The organism is Rhodocytophaga aerolata, from assembly GCF_030503435.1.
Taxonomy (GTDB): Bacteria; Bacteroidota; Bacteroidia; order Cytophagales; family 172606-1; genus Rhodocytophaga; species Rhodocytophaga aerolata.
Genome location: NZ_JAUKPO010000025.1, coordinates 89,837 through 105,499, shown reverse-complemented (window position 1 = coordinate 105,499; position 15,663 = coordinate 89,837). Strand labels below are relative to the sequence as shown.

Sequence of the window (15,663 nt, the reverse complement as noted above, 5' to 3'; positions counted from 1 at the left end):
CCTATCAAAACAATTGGGATGGCACTTTTCAGGGAAAGCCCTTGATGGCCGAAGCCTATTACTTTGTTATTAAATCCAGTAAAGAAACGATTAAATCAGGTACTGTTACTATCATCCGGTAAGTGTTGTTGCTTTAGGTACGTCTGATTGAATTAAATATAAAATACAGCAGCCTTATATAAGGCTGCTGTATTTTATATTTATGAAAGAAGCCTAGTAAACTGAAGAAGCTACTAACCTATAAAATTCTATTTATTGAGTAAGAACATACACATACGCACGTACAGAGCACAACTAAAATTTATTGTATATTTGAGATGATTCAGCAGTACTTAATTGTATCTTCTATAAAAACGAATGCTATAAATATTTGCCAAATTATCTCTGTTTCTTTACACGAAAAATAGTAAATTTCTACCTAGCGACGTTACATTCATCACATGAAAAAAACGGTATCTTTCAAAAATATAGGCAAGAAAATTCAGGATTATCACTGGATTTATGTGAATATCAGCCCACAAGTAGCTAAGAGTTCGCTGGAGTCTTCTTATGGTAAAGATGCAGAGGAGATATTCAAAGGTCTGGAAGTATACCATCAATATGGGATGGACGTATATATGCGGCCAGGTGAAGATAAAGAATCTAATTCTCAATAGATTTATATTGTTCTTTTTCAGTGGGAAGTTGTATTTTACTGCTGATAGAAATAATTCGCGCAGGTTGTTTGTTTGGTGACAATAAATACCTACTGTACTATTCCCTTCATAAGCCATAGCCCTTATCACAATTACAGGTAACAGCAAATTCCTGTATTAGTTTATCTCAAGGATTTTATACAAAGCTGAATGCATCTAAAAAATCTAACCACCATAGCTTTGCATGAGAAATACGTAAAGTAAGGTATTCAGAAAAAGTAGATATATAGGAGAAAGTAATATATTTTGCCGCCAATATCTTAACTGCTTATTGATAGGTTATTCTATACTTAATTGGATAAAATTTCATTTTACAGCATTTTTCAGCAGAAAACTATCTTCGCTGTATAAGATTAGTAGAAAGAAGCTGCATCATGAAAAAGTTAATTCCATTTTTTGTATTACTCGCACTATTTGCCTGTAGTTCTGGCAAACAAGCGCTGCAAAAAGGCAACTACGAAGAATCTGTATTAAAAGCAATTAATAGACTCCGCAGTAATCCGGGACATAGCAAAGCCCGTGAAACCCTTAAAGAAGCATATGCCCTTACGCAGCAATATCACCTGGAACGTATAGCAACGCTAAAAGTATCCTCAGAGGCATTTCGATGGGAAAGTATACTTAATTCTTATACCACCCTTACATCGCTCCACAATGAAATTCAACGCTGCCCTGCCTGTTTGCAGATTACACCTAGCAGTAGATCTTACTTAAATGAAGCCAATCAGGCCAGATTCGAGGCCGCTGCTGAGCGTTATGAGGTAGGAAAAATAGTTTTTAAGCGTGACAATTCCAGGCAGAGTGCCAAAGAAGCTTATTTGCATTTTAAACGTGCGGCTGAACTGGTGCCGGATTATCAGGATGTACGGCAGCAGATGGATGATGCTCTATACTACGCTACACTCAAAATAGTATTGGAACAAATTCCGGTGCATTCCCGCTCGATGGGGTTGAGCAATGAGTTTTTTCAAAACAAAATAAATGAATTCGTTTCAAGCGCACGTATGAATGATTTTGTGCGATTTTATACACCGCAAGAGGCGAAGGCAGTTAAAGTTAAACAACCGGATCATGTAGTACGGCTTCAGTTTGATGATTTTGTAGTCGGGCAAATTTATATGAAAGAAAGTACAGAGAAAATCTCGCGCGATAGTGTAATTGTTGGCCAGGTAGAAGTAGAAGGTGTGAAGAAGAATGTATATGGTACAGTAACAGCTGAACTTACTACATTTAAAAAAACAGTGAGCTCTAAGGGATTACTTGATCTGCAGATATATGATCCTCTCGCACAGCGGATAATAAACCAGCAAAAAATGCCGGGTGAATTTGTATGGGCATCAGAGTGGGCCAACTTTAAAGGAGACGAACGGGCACTTACCAAAGACCAGATTGCCCGCTGTAAATTAAAAGAGGTACCACCACCGCCGCCACAAGATTTATTTCTGGAGTTTTGCAAACCTATCTATGGGCAGGTTACCAGCCATTTAGAGCGTTTTTACAGGTCATACTAACCTACCTGATTTTTATTGAGATGCCACAAAAACTGTTACTATGGCATCTCAATAAAATTATTGATAATGGAGAGGAATTCTTCGGGTTTTTCAGCATGCACCCAATGACCTGCCCCTGAAATTGTTTCTACGACAGCTCCTGGAAAAAACTGGTGAATAAGTGCTGTATCTTCCTTATTAATATAGTCAGATTTTGCCCCATTAATAAAAAGCACCGGCCGTTCAAACACATTATTTGTCTGGATGGCTTCGCCCACGTTTTCTATCTGATCGTTAATAACAGGCAAATTCAACCGCCAAGCAAAATTACCTTCCTCCGTACGATATAAATTCTTTAACAAAAACGCACGAACAGTAGAACTACGTTCGTATCTGGCTAGCTGCTCATCGGCTTCCTGACGGGAGGTAATAGTATGCAGGTTAATAGAAGTTAATCCTTCCAGGATACGATCATGGTGAACAGGATAATATTTAGGACAGATATCTACTACAATTAGTTTACTTAGCAAATGTGAATATTCCAGTGCTACATGCATAGCTACTTTACCCCCCATAGAATGGCCCATTAGTATGGGTTGTTCTATTTGATGCTGTTCTATAAATTTATGTACCTCTTCACGCATGACTTCATAGGTAAAGTTATCTGTATGTAGAGAGCGGCCATGGTTAGGAAGGTCTACTAAATAAACTTTAGATCGTTCACTAAGTACTTTGCCTATATTCTGCCAGTTATCAGACGAACCAAACAGACCATGAAGTATAATAATGGATTTTTCCCCGTTCCCAAGTTCTTTATGAAATAATTCCATGTATTGCTGTAGTAATTAAAGTAAAAGAAAATACAAATTAAGATTGGAAAAGCTTTATTATGTCCGCTAATCCTTTATTTCAATAAACACATCGCCAGCAGTATGCTCTGTTAAGTAGCCAAATGATTCCAGAGACAAATTTTTGCTGTGTAGCCATTTTTCAAATTCCTGCTGGTTGCTTTCTTCCACGGCTATTAACAGCCCGCCGCTTGTTTGTGGATCAGCTAAGATGAACTTATGATAATCACTAATTTTACCGATTTTATGTCCATAGCTATCCCAGTTACGGTGGGTACCGCCAGGTATACATTTTTGTTCAAGATATTCGGCCAGTACCGGAATTTTCGGGACTTTATTAAAATCAATAAATGCTTTCACTTTACTTCCTTCACAAACTTCGGATAGGTGTCCCAGTAAACCAAAGCCAGTAACATCAGTAAGTGCTTTTATATAGGGTAGTTTGCCCAGTTCGGCTCCTATTTTATTCAGTTGCACCATTTGCCGGGGAGCAATGGAAGCATGTTCGGCTTTCAACAAACCTTTTTTCTGGGCTGTGGTAAGTATGCCTACGCCTAATGGTTTTGTTAAATATAAGCGACACCCAGAAGTAGCTGTGTTATTCTGTTTTAAGTTACTAACTGCTACTTTGCCAGTAACAGCCAAGCCAAATATAGGTTCTGGACTATCAATACTGTGACCACCAGCCAGCGGAATACCCGCTTCGCGGCATATACTACGGCTACCTTCCAAAATTTGACGGGCAATTTCTGGAGGAAGTTTATCTATAGGAAAACCCAGGATTGCAATGGCCATTATAGGTTCGCCACCCATCGCATATACGTCACTGATGGCATTAGCAGAAGCAATGCGGCCGAAGTCAAAAGCGTCATCTACAATAGGCATGAAAAAATCCGTAGTACTGATAATAGCCTCACCATTGCCCATATCTAATACTGCAGCATCGTCTTTACTCTCGTTACCCACCAATAAATTATTGAAAGAGTCAGGAGTGAATTCAGACTTAAGAATAGCGTCTAATATTTTTGGTGAAATTTTACAGCCGCAGCCCGCGCCATGACTATATTGAGTGAGCCTGATAGTTTGCGTCATTAATTTTATAGAATAGAATTTTATTTGGATAAAATTGTAATAGCTAGAGTATTATTGTAAATAATTATAATTATTTTCTGAAAAACCAAATATTTTATATCATCAATTGTTTACTATTTCGTAATCTTGTTAGCAAATATTTAATAGTTTTCCTTTAAAAGTACGTAAGAATACCCATAAATTTGCACCGCAAAATAACGGGTTGAAATTAATTAACGTGAACCAGCCTTAGTTAATCTTCAATTACACTTAACCTACTATGCTGCTGATAAAACACATTACAACAGCTAAATGCCAGCTAAACAAGAACATCCAGCTCTCCGTTCATTCTATTAGCTTACCCTTACTTAACCTAATTAAACTTTAACCAATTTAACATGTACAAAAAAAATTTACTAGTAAGTTTATTGTTTCTGTTAGCAAGTACCTTAGGCAATTATTTATTTGCACAAGGAGTAACTACTGCTTCATTAAACGGAACAGTAACAGATGGGAGTGGAGAAACTTTACCTGGTGCTACAGTAATTGCTGTGCATACGCCAACAGGTACCCAGTACGGAACCGCCACTCTGCCAAGCGGGAGATATAATCTGCCTAACGTCCGTGTGGGAGGGCCTTACACCATTACTGTTAGCTATATAGGCTATCAAGATATTAAAAGAGAAGGCATTAACCTGTCGTTGGGTCAGAACCTGACTCTAGATTTTCAGTTACAAAGTTCTGATGTTCAATTAAGCGAAATAGTAGTAAGTGGCGACCGGAATAGTGTAATCAGTTCTGACCGTACAGGAGCAGCCACTGGTATTTCTAATGAGCAAATTACCCGGCTTCCTACGCTTAACAGAAGTTTTGATGATTTTACCCGGTTAGATCCCAGAGCCAATGGACAAAGCTTTGGCGGTAGAAACGGAGGGTATAACAACATTACTATTGATGGAGCACTATTTAACAATGCTTTTGGTTTAGCTTCTACGGTAGGTGGCCAGGCAAATGCACAGCCAATTAGTTTGGATGCCATAGAGGAAATACAAGTAAGTATAGCTCCATACGACGTACGTCAGGGAAGTTTTACAGGTGCAGGTATTAATGCAGTAACCCGTAGCGGTACAAATGAATTTAGCGGATCTGCCTATTACTTTACAAGAAACCAGAATTTTGTAGGCAAAAAAGTAGAAGGGCAAGAGCAGCCAATTGCAAAATTCAATCTGTATAATACCGGATTCAGAGTAGGTGGACCTATTGTAAAAAATAAGGTTTTCTTCTTTGTCAACGCTGAGATGGAAAGAAGAAATGACCCGCCAGTGGGTGGTTTCATAGCTTCCCGTCCAGGTTTAACAGCCTCCAACGTTTCGCAAGCCAGTGCTCAAGATTTAGAAGGCTTAAGTGCATTTCTGAGTGAGAGATACGGATACAATACCGGACCGTTTGAGAATTATGATTTAGAGCAGAATAGCGACAAAGCAACCGCCAGATTAGACTGGAACATTAACCAGAATCATAAACTGAATGTTAAATACAATTACCTGAAATCGTACCGCGATGTAAACCCCAGTACCAGTGGTGCCTTAGCAAATGGTGGTAATCCAACGAATACACACCTACCTTATTTAGCAGCCTATTATCGCATTAATAACAACCTGAACTCCGTTATTGCTGAATTAAACAGCAACTTCAGTAATAAATTTGCCAACAGCTTTACTGTAGGGTACAGCGGATTCAGGGATTTCAGAGAAAGCAGTGGTGGAGTATTTCCATTAGTGAATATTGGAAATGGTGCCGGCCAATCCTTTACTACTTTTGGGTATGAGCCTTTTTCAGCAAACAACATCTTAAATACGGATGTGTATCAGATATCTGACAATTTTACCATGTATGCTGGGAAACATGTATTCACACTAGGTACTTATAATGAATTCTACAAATTTGTGAATGGCTTTGCGCCAAACTATTACGGTGCCTACCAGTTTGCTTCACTAGCCGATTTCTACAGCAGTGCTACACAAATGCCAAATCCGGCTACAGGTACTATCGCTAATCCTACTCAATACCAGATCCAGTATTCTGCCTTGCCAGGTGGAGATTTTCCATTTGTGGATATAAAAGCGAGCCAGCTTGGATTTTATGCACAAGACGAATATTCTGTACTCAATAACTTAAAAATAACAGGTGGGCTACGAATAGATGTTCCTATTATCAACTCTGAAATTGGCCAAAATGAAGCGGCTGCCGCCTTAACTTTCCGCGATGGTGTACGGTTAAACACAGGCGAAGTTCAGAAAACTTCCATACTCTGGTCCCCAAGAATTGGTATCAACTACGATGTATTTGGCGATAAGAAAACACAAGTTCGTGGAGGTACAGGTATATTTACCGGACGGGTGCCATATGTATGGATATCTAATCAAGCAAGTAACAATGGGTTATTATTTGGTAGTGAATTCCTGACTAACCCTGCCAACAGGCCATTTACAGGGGATGTAAATGCCTACCGGCCTGTTGGTGCGGCAGCAAACACTTCTTATAACTTAGCTGTTACGGAACCAGGATTTAAGTTTCCACAAGTGTGGCGTTCTAATTTTGCTATAGACCAAGTATTACCATGGGGTTTAATTGCTACATTAGAAGGTATTTACACAAAAGATATAAATGGAGTGTATCATCAGAATGTAGCCTTACCTAATTCTCAAGTAACTGCAGCAGGACCTGATAACCGGCCTATTTATTACAGTGTAAATGCGGATGGAATTCCTACTTCGCCTAATAATACGTTATACCCACGTATTTCTGCGAACCAAGGAGGTAATACTGCAGCAAATCCAAATATTACCAATGCTATTCTGATGAGAAATACGAACAAAGGCTATAGTTACTCCTTTACTGGCCAATTGCAAAAAACATTTAGCAGTGGTTTATATGCAAGTATTGCCTATACGTATTCAGACTCCCGCTCAGTAAATGATGGTGGGTCTATTGCACAATCTATCTGGAGAGACAGAGTGGTTTCCGGAGATCCAAATCAGGATGTATTATCATATTCTAACTTCTTGCAGCGGCACAGAGTAGTGGGTGCAGCTTCTTACCGCAAAGAGTATTTAGGTTTTGCAGCTACTACCATCTCTTTGTTTTACACCGGAGCCCCGTATAATGTTAACTTTAGCACACGGTATTCTTACACATATTCCGGAGATATGAATGGCGATGGTAGTGGCGGTGGTGGTAACGACCTGATCTATGTGCCAAGAGACCAAAGCGAAATTGTATTGGAAGATATAGTTGCCAATAACAACGTAGTATTCTCAGCTGCTGAACAATGGACAGCTTTAGATGCATATATTGCCCAAGACAAATATCTGAGCAAAAGAAGAGGACAATATGCTGAGCGGAATGGTGCTGAAAATCCGTTCTTATCTACACTTGACCTGAAGTTGCTACAAGACTTTTATGTTAATGTAGGTGGTAAAAGAAATACTATCCAAGTAAGTCTTGATATTTTCAACTTTGGCAATATGCTGAATTCTAAATGGAGTGTTCCGCAAGAGCCATCTAGAAGGGCTTTATTAAACTTCAGAAGATATGATGGTCAAGGCCGTCCTGTATTTCAGTATGCGTTAAATAACGGTGAACCTTTAACTACCACTTTCCGTCCGCGAAGTGATATAAATGCCCGTTGGCAGATGCAGTTTGGTGTTAGATATATTTTTAACTAATAAAACAGTTTATAATACTGCACAATAAAAAAACCGGGGTTTTTAGCTCCGGTTTTTTTATTGTGCAGTATTCTTGTTATGATAAATAATTAATAATACTTCTGTTCAGCTAAATAATGTGCTACATAATCTTTTACTCCCGCTTCTAGTGTGTGAAAAGGTTTGCTATAACCAATAGAAAGTAGTTTACCCATGTTAGCCTCAGTAAAATACTGGTATTTGTCACGAATGTCTGCAGGAGTATCTATAAAGCTGATTTGCGGTTCCAGATTCATGGCATAAAATGTATTTTTGACTAAGTCAAGAAAAGTACGGGCCTTGCCGCTGCCTAAATTATATATACCAGAATTACGTCGGTGATGCATCAGGAACATACACACCTCTACCACATCTTTTACATACACAAAATCCCGCATTTGTTCACCATCTTTAAATTCCAGCTTATGTGAGCGGAATAATTTCATCTGCCCGGTTGATCTGATCTGATTATACGCATGGAAAATAACAGAGGCCATACGGCCCTTGTGGTATTCGTTAGGTCCGTAGACATTAAAAAATTTAAGTCCTGCCCAGAAAAAAGGTTTTTTTTCTTGGTTTAAAGCCCATATATCAAACTCATTTTTAGAGTCGCCATAAGGGTTTAAGGGTTTTAACTGTGGAATTAGGGTTTCATTGTCATTGTAACCCAATTCTCCCAGACCATAAGTAGCTGCGGAAGATGCATAGACCAGAGGTATTTGGTAGTCTATACATTTTTGCCAGATGGTTTTGCTGTAGTTTACATTCAAGGTATCGAATATAGCTTTATCAAACTCAGTAGTATCAGTGCGGGCACCAATATGAAAGATAAATTCTACATGCTGGTAATTTTTGTCGAGCCAGTCGAATAACTGATTACGGTCTACGCGTTCTTTTATTTTCTTGCCTTGCAGATTTATATTTTTCTTTTCATCGGAAAAAGAATCAACGGCAATTATATGATTAAAATTATCGGCATTTAACCGGCTAATAAGGCAGCTTCCAATAAATCCTGCGGCTCCTGTTACAATTATCATAGTATTGAATAAGTAGTAAAGACTAGTGATTAATAATACGTTGTTTGCATGGTCAATCTTTAGTAATCATTCGTCAATATTTAAAGTTTGGTATAAATTTACAAAAATAAGAATCCCTGCTTCATGAAAAGCTGCTTATATTACTGGATAGGCTTTTGGTTACTTTCTTTTTCTGCCTGTTCCTCTTCTTCAGATCAGCAATCTCAAGACAAAAAGATTATCTATGTGGATGACCTGCATAGGCAATTAGTAGTCAGTAACCCTCCAAAAAAGGTAATGGCTCTGGCACCCTCCATGACGGAGGTCTTATTTGCTATCTGCGATACCAATCAGATAGTGGCTATAACCCAAAATTGTAATTTCCCGGAAGCAGTAAAGACTAAACCTATAGTCAATAACTATCCTATGGATTATGAGGCGTTACTGCAGGTTAAACCAGACATGATTTTTACAGTAGAAGGTATTACGCCTGTAACCGATGCAGAACGGATGGCCCAGATGAACATTCCAGTATATTACCAGACGTATACAACCGTAGAGGATATATTGGAAGGAATGATTCGTATAGGAGAAATAATGGGCAGACAAGAACAGGCACAATCCCTGGTAGATTCATTGCGATCTATCAAACAGGAAATTAGCGGCAGAACCTCATCCCTGGAAAAACCCAGTGTACTAGCCATTACCTGGCAAGACCCTATTTATGCCTACGGTAAAAATACCATCTTTACCGATAAACTCCATATTGCCGGTGCTATAAATGCCATAGATACCGTTTTTGAAGCACCTTTCCCGGCATTAACCCGGGAGTACATTTTAAAGATTAATCCCGATGTACTTCTGGGAGGAAGTTTTGAGCATATGGATAGTACTTTCTTTCGTCTGTATCCGGAGTTGAGGAAGATAAATGCTTATAAAAGTAAAAAAATATATGCTGTTACGGATGATTTACAATCCCGCCCCAGTCCAAGGGTAATGCAGTCTATTTTGGAGATAGAACAACTAATACATCCAACTACTGCTACTACACTCAAGTGAAAATCTACCTGATTATTATCTTACTGGCTTTACTCACCCTTTTATTAGTACTGACTGGCTTATTTATCGGCAGTTTTGAAACAAGTCTGGAAACCATTAAGCAAACTATTTTCAATTTTAACCCGGATGATTCCACACAGTACGTAATTAGGTACTTGCGTTTGCCTAGGGTAGTAATGGCTTTTCTGGTAGGAGGGGCACTGGCATTGAGTGGGTATATTATTCAGGCGTTAGTAAATAACCCATTGGCAGATCCTTACATTCTGGGCACTGCTTCCGGTGCAGCCTTAGGAGCCAATATTGTATTTTTTGGTATAGTGCCCATTTCGTTAGCTGGTATATATCTGCCGCCAGTATTTGCTTTTTTAGGAGCTTTCGGCATAACATTTACTGCTATTGCCATTGCGTATAAGAAAGGGCGTATCATTCCTTCACAACTCCTGTTAGGGGGCATAGCTCTGTCCTCGCTGCTTACAGCTATTACAAGTCTGCTCACGTTCCTGTCAGATTCAGAAGGCAAACTAAAGACTATTATTTTTTGGACGCTAGGAAGCTTTGAACGTTCCCAGTGGGCAGATGTTCCGCTTTTAGGTATAGTCACTTTCTTTTTTGCACTATTATTTACCTTGCTTCATAAACAGATAGCTATTCTTTTATTAGGGGAAAGCCGGGCTTATCATCTGGGCCTAAATATTAGCCGCTTACGGTGGGTTATACTTACAGCCATGGCCTTAACTACAGGTGTGGCAGTAGCCACTGTTGGAACCATTGGTTTTGTAGGGCTGGTAATTCCGCATATTGTACGGGGAATTTTTGGTGCCAGCCACCGGTATAACGTCTTGTTTTCTACATGGATAGGTGGCATATTTATGTTAGCCTGCGATTTAATTACCAGAGTAGTATACCCACCTGCCGGATTGCCTATCGGTATTATTACCTCATTTATGGGGGTTCCCTTTTTTCTGTATTTGCTTTTGAAGAAAGATTACCGGTTTGAATAACTATTCTCTAGCATTGAATAGTCTATTTGTTAAAGACAGAAGGCTGCAGGCAATCGGGTAGCCATGTTGTTTTCCAGAGAATATCCCCGTAAATTTGCGGCCAGGTTTGAGTAGTATATTGCATTTCTCTTATTACTCTTACGATACTATTTATTCTACAATGGTTTACATCAGCAGAAAAGAGCATTTTAATGCAGCTCATAAATTGTACAATCCTAACTGGTCGCCGGAGAAAAACGCGGAAGTATTTGGCCCGTGTGCCAATGCTAACTGGCATGGCCATAACTTTGAGCTGATTGTAACTGTAAAGGGCAAACCTAATCCGGATACTGGTTTTGTAATGGACTTAAAAGAACTAAGCACCCTTATTAAAGAACTGGTAATCGACAAGGTAGATCACAAGAATCTGAACCTGGATGTAGAGTTTATGTATGGGAAAATGGCCAGCTGTGAAATATTCATCATGGAAATATGGAATATTCTGGCACCGGCCATTCAGCAAGCGGCTCCCTCTGCCCGTTTGCATAAACTCAAATTGTATGAGACTCCCCGCAACTTTGTTGAATACTATGGCGAGTAAACTTTTTCCTTAGCCCGCTAAACCTATACACGTGTCAGATTCAGTTTCTCAATCTTCAACCTAATGAAATATTATATTATAGCTGGCGAAAGATCGGGCGATTTACATGCTTCTAACTTAATAAAATCCATTAAGCAGGAAGATCCAGAAGCGCAGATACGTGCCTGGGGAGGAGATATGATGCAACAAGCCGGGGCTACGCTAGTGAAGCATTACAAAGATTTAGCTTTTATGGGCTTCTGGGAGGTAGCAAAAAATCTGCCCACCATTATGGGCTTTATGAAAGAATGCCAGAGAGATATAGTAGCCTATCAGCCGGATGTGGTGGTACTAGTGGATTATGCAGGTTTTAATATGCGTATTGCTAAGTTTGCGAAGAAGCAGGGCATACGGGTGTTTTATTATATTTCTCCCAAAGTGTGGGCCTGGAACCAATCAAGAGCATATAAGATCAAAGAAAATGTTGACCGGCTATTTGTTATCTTTCCTTTTGAAGTGGAATTTTTTAAAGGGTATGAGTATGAAGTAGACTATGTAGGAAATCCTTTATTAGATGCTATAGCTGCGTTTCAACCCAATCCTTTATTCAAGCAGGAAAATAACCTACCCGATAAACCAATTATTGCTTTATTGCCTGGAAGCCGCAAGCAAGAGGTAGAGAAGATGCTGGAAGTAATGTTGGGAGTTGTTTCTAAATTTAACCAGTTTCATTTTGTAATAGCCGCCATACGCAATCTGCCGGAATCTTTTTATGAACCATTTTCCAGAGTGCCTCATGTAAGTGTAGTATACGAACAAACATACGATCTACTGGCCCATGCAGAGGCTGCACTGGTTACCTCAGGTACGGCTACGCTGGAAACAGCTCTTTTCGAAGTACCCCAGGTAGTTTGTTATAAAACAGGTACCATTACGTATACCATAGCCAAATCATTAATTCAGATAGGATACATTTCTCTGGTGAATTTGATTGCAAATAAGGAGGTAGTAAAAGAATTGATTCAGGAAAATTTCAATGTGCCTGCTTTGGCCTATGAGCTAAAAAAAATTCTACCTGGCTCTGAGTATAGAACAGAACAGCTGACTGAATATAGTAAAATAAAACAGAAAATGGGGCAACCTGGTGCTTCAGAAAAAGCAGCAAAACTCATGGTATCCTATTTAACCGCAGGCCACAGGTAGTAAATAGTCTGGTGAAATGTTAATGAGGTTTCTTTTCTATAAGATATTTCCAGTACCGTACAGGCACGTTTTTCTTGTGTAGCTTCATGTTTCGCCTGGCAGGTATGTTTACATTCTTAAAATAGATTTTCCATAACAGCTGGTATAAGTCCTCCTGCTGATCCTGTATTTCGTCGGGTGCTTCTCTGTGTTTTGTCATTACTTCAAATTCAAAATATACTTCCTGTACCTGCTTTGTATCATAATGTATTCCATATTGCCGCCTTACATCATAAATAATCCATTCCTGGTCTGCGTAGCGACGCACAAAATGAGCTGTAATAAGGGGAATTACATTGAAGTCAGGATCAATATAGGCATAGAAAATACCATCCTGTAGTTTCTGAAAACGGACAAAGGCTTCAAAGCGATGTTTTTCGCGGAAAAGTTGCTTGCCAATTTGGGCTACCCGTAGTACAGCATGCGAACCATAGTTTTCCTCTACATTGTCAGCCGAAGCAAAAACTTCTCTGAAAAAGCCAAGCAGAATCTCCTCTGCTTCGGGTAGCTCCGATAGAAACACCGAATACACATTCACCAATGAAGAAACGGATACTTTTTTCTGTAAGCCTTTCCATACCCGGTTAGCTTTTGTAGCATCCGTACATATGTTCACTTGCTCACTGAATATATCAGGCAGAAAGATTTTATTGGAAACAATGCGGGCTTTCTCTGCTTTGCGTTCATATACTTCAAACACTGCTGTAAGCAAGCCTTCAAAAGTGCCATCATAGATGAATTGAATCATATAAACTTAAACAGTAAAATATATGAGTAGAATAACCTTATTTGTTTACAGATCATATATGAAATATAGTTATCTCGGCTCTTGCGCCAAAACGGATAGGCAATATACTTGTACCTACTCCTTTAGACACGTACAAATGGGGTGTAGTTGCTTTGTACCATCCACTCAGATAGTTGCCGCTGCCTGGTGGCACAAAAGGTGCAAAACCGAATAAGTTAACCTGTCCGCCATGCGTATGCCCTGATACTATTAAATCTATTCTCTCCTCTTTCTGTAATAGCTGAATTTGGTCTCTGTATTCAGGGCAATGATTTAACACGATATGGAAATCATTCTCTACCAAGCTTTTTCTCGCCAGCTCATAATTTGCCTGTCCGCCTATATAGTCATCAATTCCGGTAACAGAAATAGCTTTATTGCTAAACATGTATTTCCTGGATGCATTGATTAACAGCTCTCCATTGTATTTGTTGTAAAGCGAAGTAAGTTTATCTAAGTTAACTCCTCCCCAATATTCCCAATTGCCAAGAATAGCCACCTTTTTTATATTCAACTTGATTCCAGAAAGAAATTCTTCAAGCAATGGTAAGTTTTCATTCTTATCGATAGAATCGCCTGTAAAAAATACCAAATGCGGATTTATTTCATTTATCTTCTTGATGATGTACTGATGAGGATAGTTTATGGAAGTTAGATGCAAATCAGAGATTTGAACCAACAACAAACCTTGAAGTTTGCCACCAGATGTGGGTACAACGTATTCGTTTACTCGAACAAAAAACTTTTCTGCCCAAAAACTATCCGTCAGTAAAAGTCCGGTGCTTAGAAGAAAGCTATTTCTGATGAATTTTCTTCGGGTGTTTTTGCTCAAGTTCTCCTACTTAAAGATTTCAAAATAAGCTTAACTGCTGTGTTGGGGCAAACTTACTTTGGGATATGGATAGAATTTTGTTTTTAATTTTCTCCTCCGTCAGGTCACGGGTTTCGTACCCTTTGCTTTCGCATACCAAAAAGTATTTGGCTCTGTTAAGCATAACACCAAATTTTCGTAAATGCTCCATCCTTAGCTTTCCAAACTTACGGGCTGCTACAATTTTTTTAGCCGATTTTACGCCTAAACCAGGTATACGCAGAATTAGCTCATAATCTGCTTTATTTACATCCACTGGAAAAACGTGCATATTTCGTAGTGCCCAGGCTAATTTAGGGTCCATTTCCAATTCAAGATTCGGATGAGCTTCGTTTAACAGTTCATTCAGAGAAAATCCATAAAATCGTAAGAGCCAATCGGTTTGGTACAGGCGATTTTCGCGGATAACGGGTGGGGGAGTAGCTAAGGCAGGTAAACGAGCATCATTGCTTACCGGAACGTAGCCAGAATAATATACCCGCTTCAAATGAAAACTTTTATACAATTCATCCGCTTTTTGCATAATCTGCTGATCAGATTCAGGAGAAGCGCCAATAATCATTTGAGTACTTTGTCCGGCTGGAACAAAAAGGGGAGCTTTTTTATATACCTGAATTTCATGCCTGTTCTCCTCAATAGTCTTGCTGATATACGACATGGGCTTAATAATATCCGCTGTGTTTTTTTCTGGAGCTACCCGTTTTAAGCTCAGTTCAGAAGGCATTTCTATATTTACACTTAACCGATCTGCATATAGGCCGGCTTCCCTCATCAGTTCATCACTAGCGCCAGGAATAGATTTTAAGTGAATATAGCCGTTAAAATTATGTTCGGTACGCAGTTTTTTTGCTACTCGCGCCAAGCGTTCCATGGTATAATCCGGATTTTTAAAAATACCTGAGCTTAAAAACAAACCTTCAATATAATTTCTGCGGTAAAAATTAATTGTCAGATTTACTACCTCTTCTACTGTAAATGCTGCCCGTTTAATGTCATTACTTTTGCGGGTTACACAGTAGGCACAGTCATATATGCAGTAATTAGTCAGCAAAATCTTAAGCAGCGAAACACAGCGTCCATCTTCTGTAAACGAATGGCAAATTCCCATGCCAGTAGCATCTCCTAGGCCTTTGTTTTTATTTTCACGCTTACTTCCACTGGATGAACAAGAAACATCATATTTGGCAGCGTCTGCCAGAATCTCCAGCTTTTCCTGAATTCTATCGGACATGAACTATGTTAGAAAGTTTGTAAAATGAAGATAATCAATTAAAGAAG

General features: G+C 39.1%; 13 protein-coding genes. 7 read left to right on the top strand and 6 right to left on the bottom strand.

Going from position 1 to position 15,663, the window contains the following annotated elements; translation table 11 throughout:
- Positions 1-440: 440 nt before the first annotated feature.
- Entirely contained in the window at positions 441-656 is a 216-nt protein-coding gene (locus Q0590_RS27855) for a hypothetical protein (protein ID WP_302040929.1), read from the top strand.
- Positions 657-1,069: 413 nt separating this feature from the next.
- A complete protein-coding gene (locus Q0590_RS27850; protein ID WP_302040928.1) occupies positions 1,070-2,206 on the top strand; it encodes a hypothetical protein in 1,137 nt (378 codons plus the stop codon).
- 38 nt (positions 2,207-2,244) lie between these two features.
- Here Q0590_RS27850 and Q0590_RS27845 read toward each other — a convergent pair whose 3' ends face one another.
- On the bottom strand, positions 2,245-3,015 hold the full coding sequence (locus tag Q0590_RS27845) for an alpha/beta fold hydrolase (protein ID WP_302040927.1): 771 nt from the start codon (positions 3,013-3,015) through the stop codon (positions 2,245-2,247).
- A 66-nt stretch (positions 3,016-3,081) separates the two neighbouring features.
- Positions 3,082-4,125 (bottom strand): selenide, water dikinase SelD, encoded by a 1,044-nt coding sequence (gene selD / locus Q0590_RS27840; RefSeq protein WP_302040926.1) that lies wholly within the window; start codon positions 4,123-4,125, stop codon positions 3,082-3,084.
- A 377-nt stretch (positions 4,126-4,502) separates the two neighbouring features.
- Here selD and Q0590_RS27835 point away from each other — a divergent pair, with 377 nt between their 5' ends.
- Positions 4,503-7,832 (top strand): TonB-dependent receptor, encoded by a 3,330-nt coding sequence (locus tag Q0590_RS27835; RefSeq protein WP_302040925.1) that lies wholly within the window; start codon positions 4,503-4,505, stop codon positions 7,830-7,832.
- 89 nt (positions 7,833-7,921) lie between these two features.
- On the opposite strand, the gene rfaD is transcribed toward Q0590_RS27835, so the two are convergent.
- Complete coding sequence (rfaD, locus tag Q0590_RS27830; protein WP_302040924.1) at positions 7,922-8,887, bottom strand: ADP-glyceromanno-heptose 6-epimerase; 966 nt, start codon at positions 8,885-8,887, stop codon at positions 7,922-7,924.
- A gap of 123 nt (positions 8,888-9,010) precedes the next feature.
- On the opposite strand from rfaD, the gene Q0590_RS27825 reads away from it, so the two are divergent.
- The 4 genes from Q0590_RS27825 to lpxB all read left to right on the top strand — a co-directional run bounded on the left by Q0590_RS27825 (position 9,011) and on the right by lpxB (position 12,688).
- Positions 9,011-9,925, top strand: coding sequence for an ABC transporter substrate-binding protein (locus Q0590_RS27825; protein WP_302040923.1), 915 nt, complete (start codon positions 9,011-9,013; stop codon positions 9,923-9,925).
- The gene (locus Q0590_RS27820) at positions 9,922-10,926 is read left to right on the top strand and encodes a FecCD family ABC transporter permease (RefSeq protein WP_302040922.1); all 1,005 of its coding nucleotides are present in this window, start codon (positions 9,922-9,924) and stop codon (positions 10,924-10,926) included. Before Q0590_RS27825 ends, Q0590_RS27820 begins: the two co-directional genes overlap by 4 nt.
- 160 nt (positions 10,927-11,086) lie before the next feature.
- On the top strand, positions 11,087-11,506 hold the full coding sequence (locus Q0590_RS27815; RefSeq protein ID WP_302040921.1) for a 6-pyruvoyl trahydropterin synthase family protein: 420 nt from the start codon (positions 11,087-11,089) through the stop codon (positions 11,504-11,506).
- A gap of 63 nt (positions 11,507-11,569) precedes the next feature.
- Complete coding sequence (gene lpxB, locus Q0590_RS27810) at positions 11,570-12,688, top strand: lipid-A-disaccharide synthase (RefSeq protein WP_302040920.1); 1,119 nt, start codon at positions 11,570-11,572, stop codon at positions 12,686-12,688.
- A 19-nt stretch (positions 12,689-12,707) separates the two neighbouring features.
- Here lpxB and Q0590_RS27805 read toward each other — a convergent pair whose 3' ends face one another.
- The 3 genes from Q0590_RS27805 to Q0590_RS27795 are packed head-to-tail and all read right to left on the bottom strand — an operon-like array spanning position 12,708 to position 15,616.
- Positions 12,708-13,475 (bottom strand): TIGR03915 family putative DNA repair protein, encoded by a 768-nt coding sequence (locus tag Q0590_RS27805; protein WP_302040919.1) that lies wholly within the window; start codon positions 13,473-13,475, stop codon positions 12,708-12,710.
- Between the two features lie 52 nt (positions 13,476-13,527).
- Positions 13,528-14,346, bottom strand: coding sequence for a metallophosphoesterase (locus tag Q0590_RS27800; RefSeq protein WP_302040918.1), 819 nt, complete (start codon positions 14,344-14,346; stop codon positions 13,528-13,530).
- Positions 14,347-14,365: 19 nt separating this feature from the next.
- Entirely contained in the window at positions 14,366-15,616 is a 1,251-nt protein-coding gene (locus Q0590_RS27795; protein WP_302040917.1) for a putative DNA modification/repair radical SAM protein, read from the bottom strand.
- Positions 15,617-15,663 lie beyond the last annotated feature (47 nt).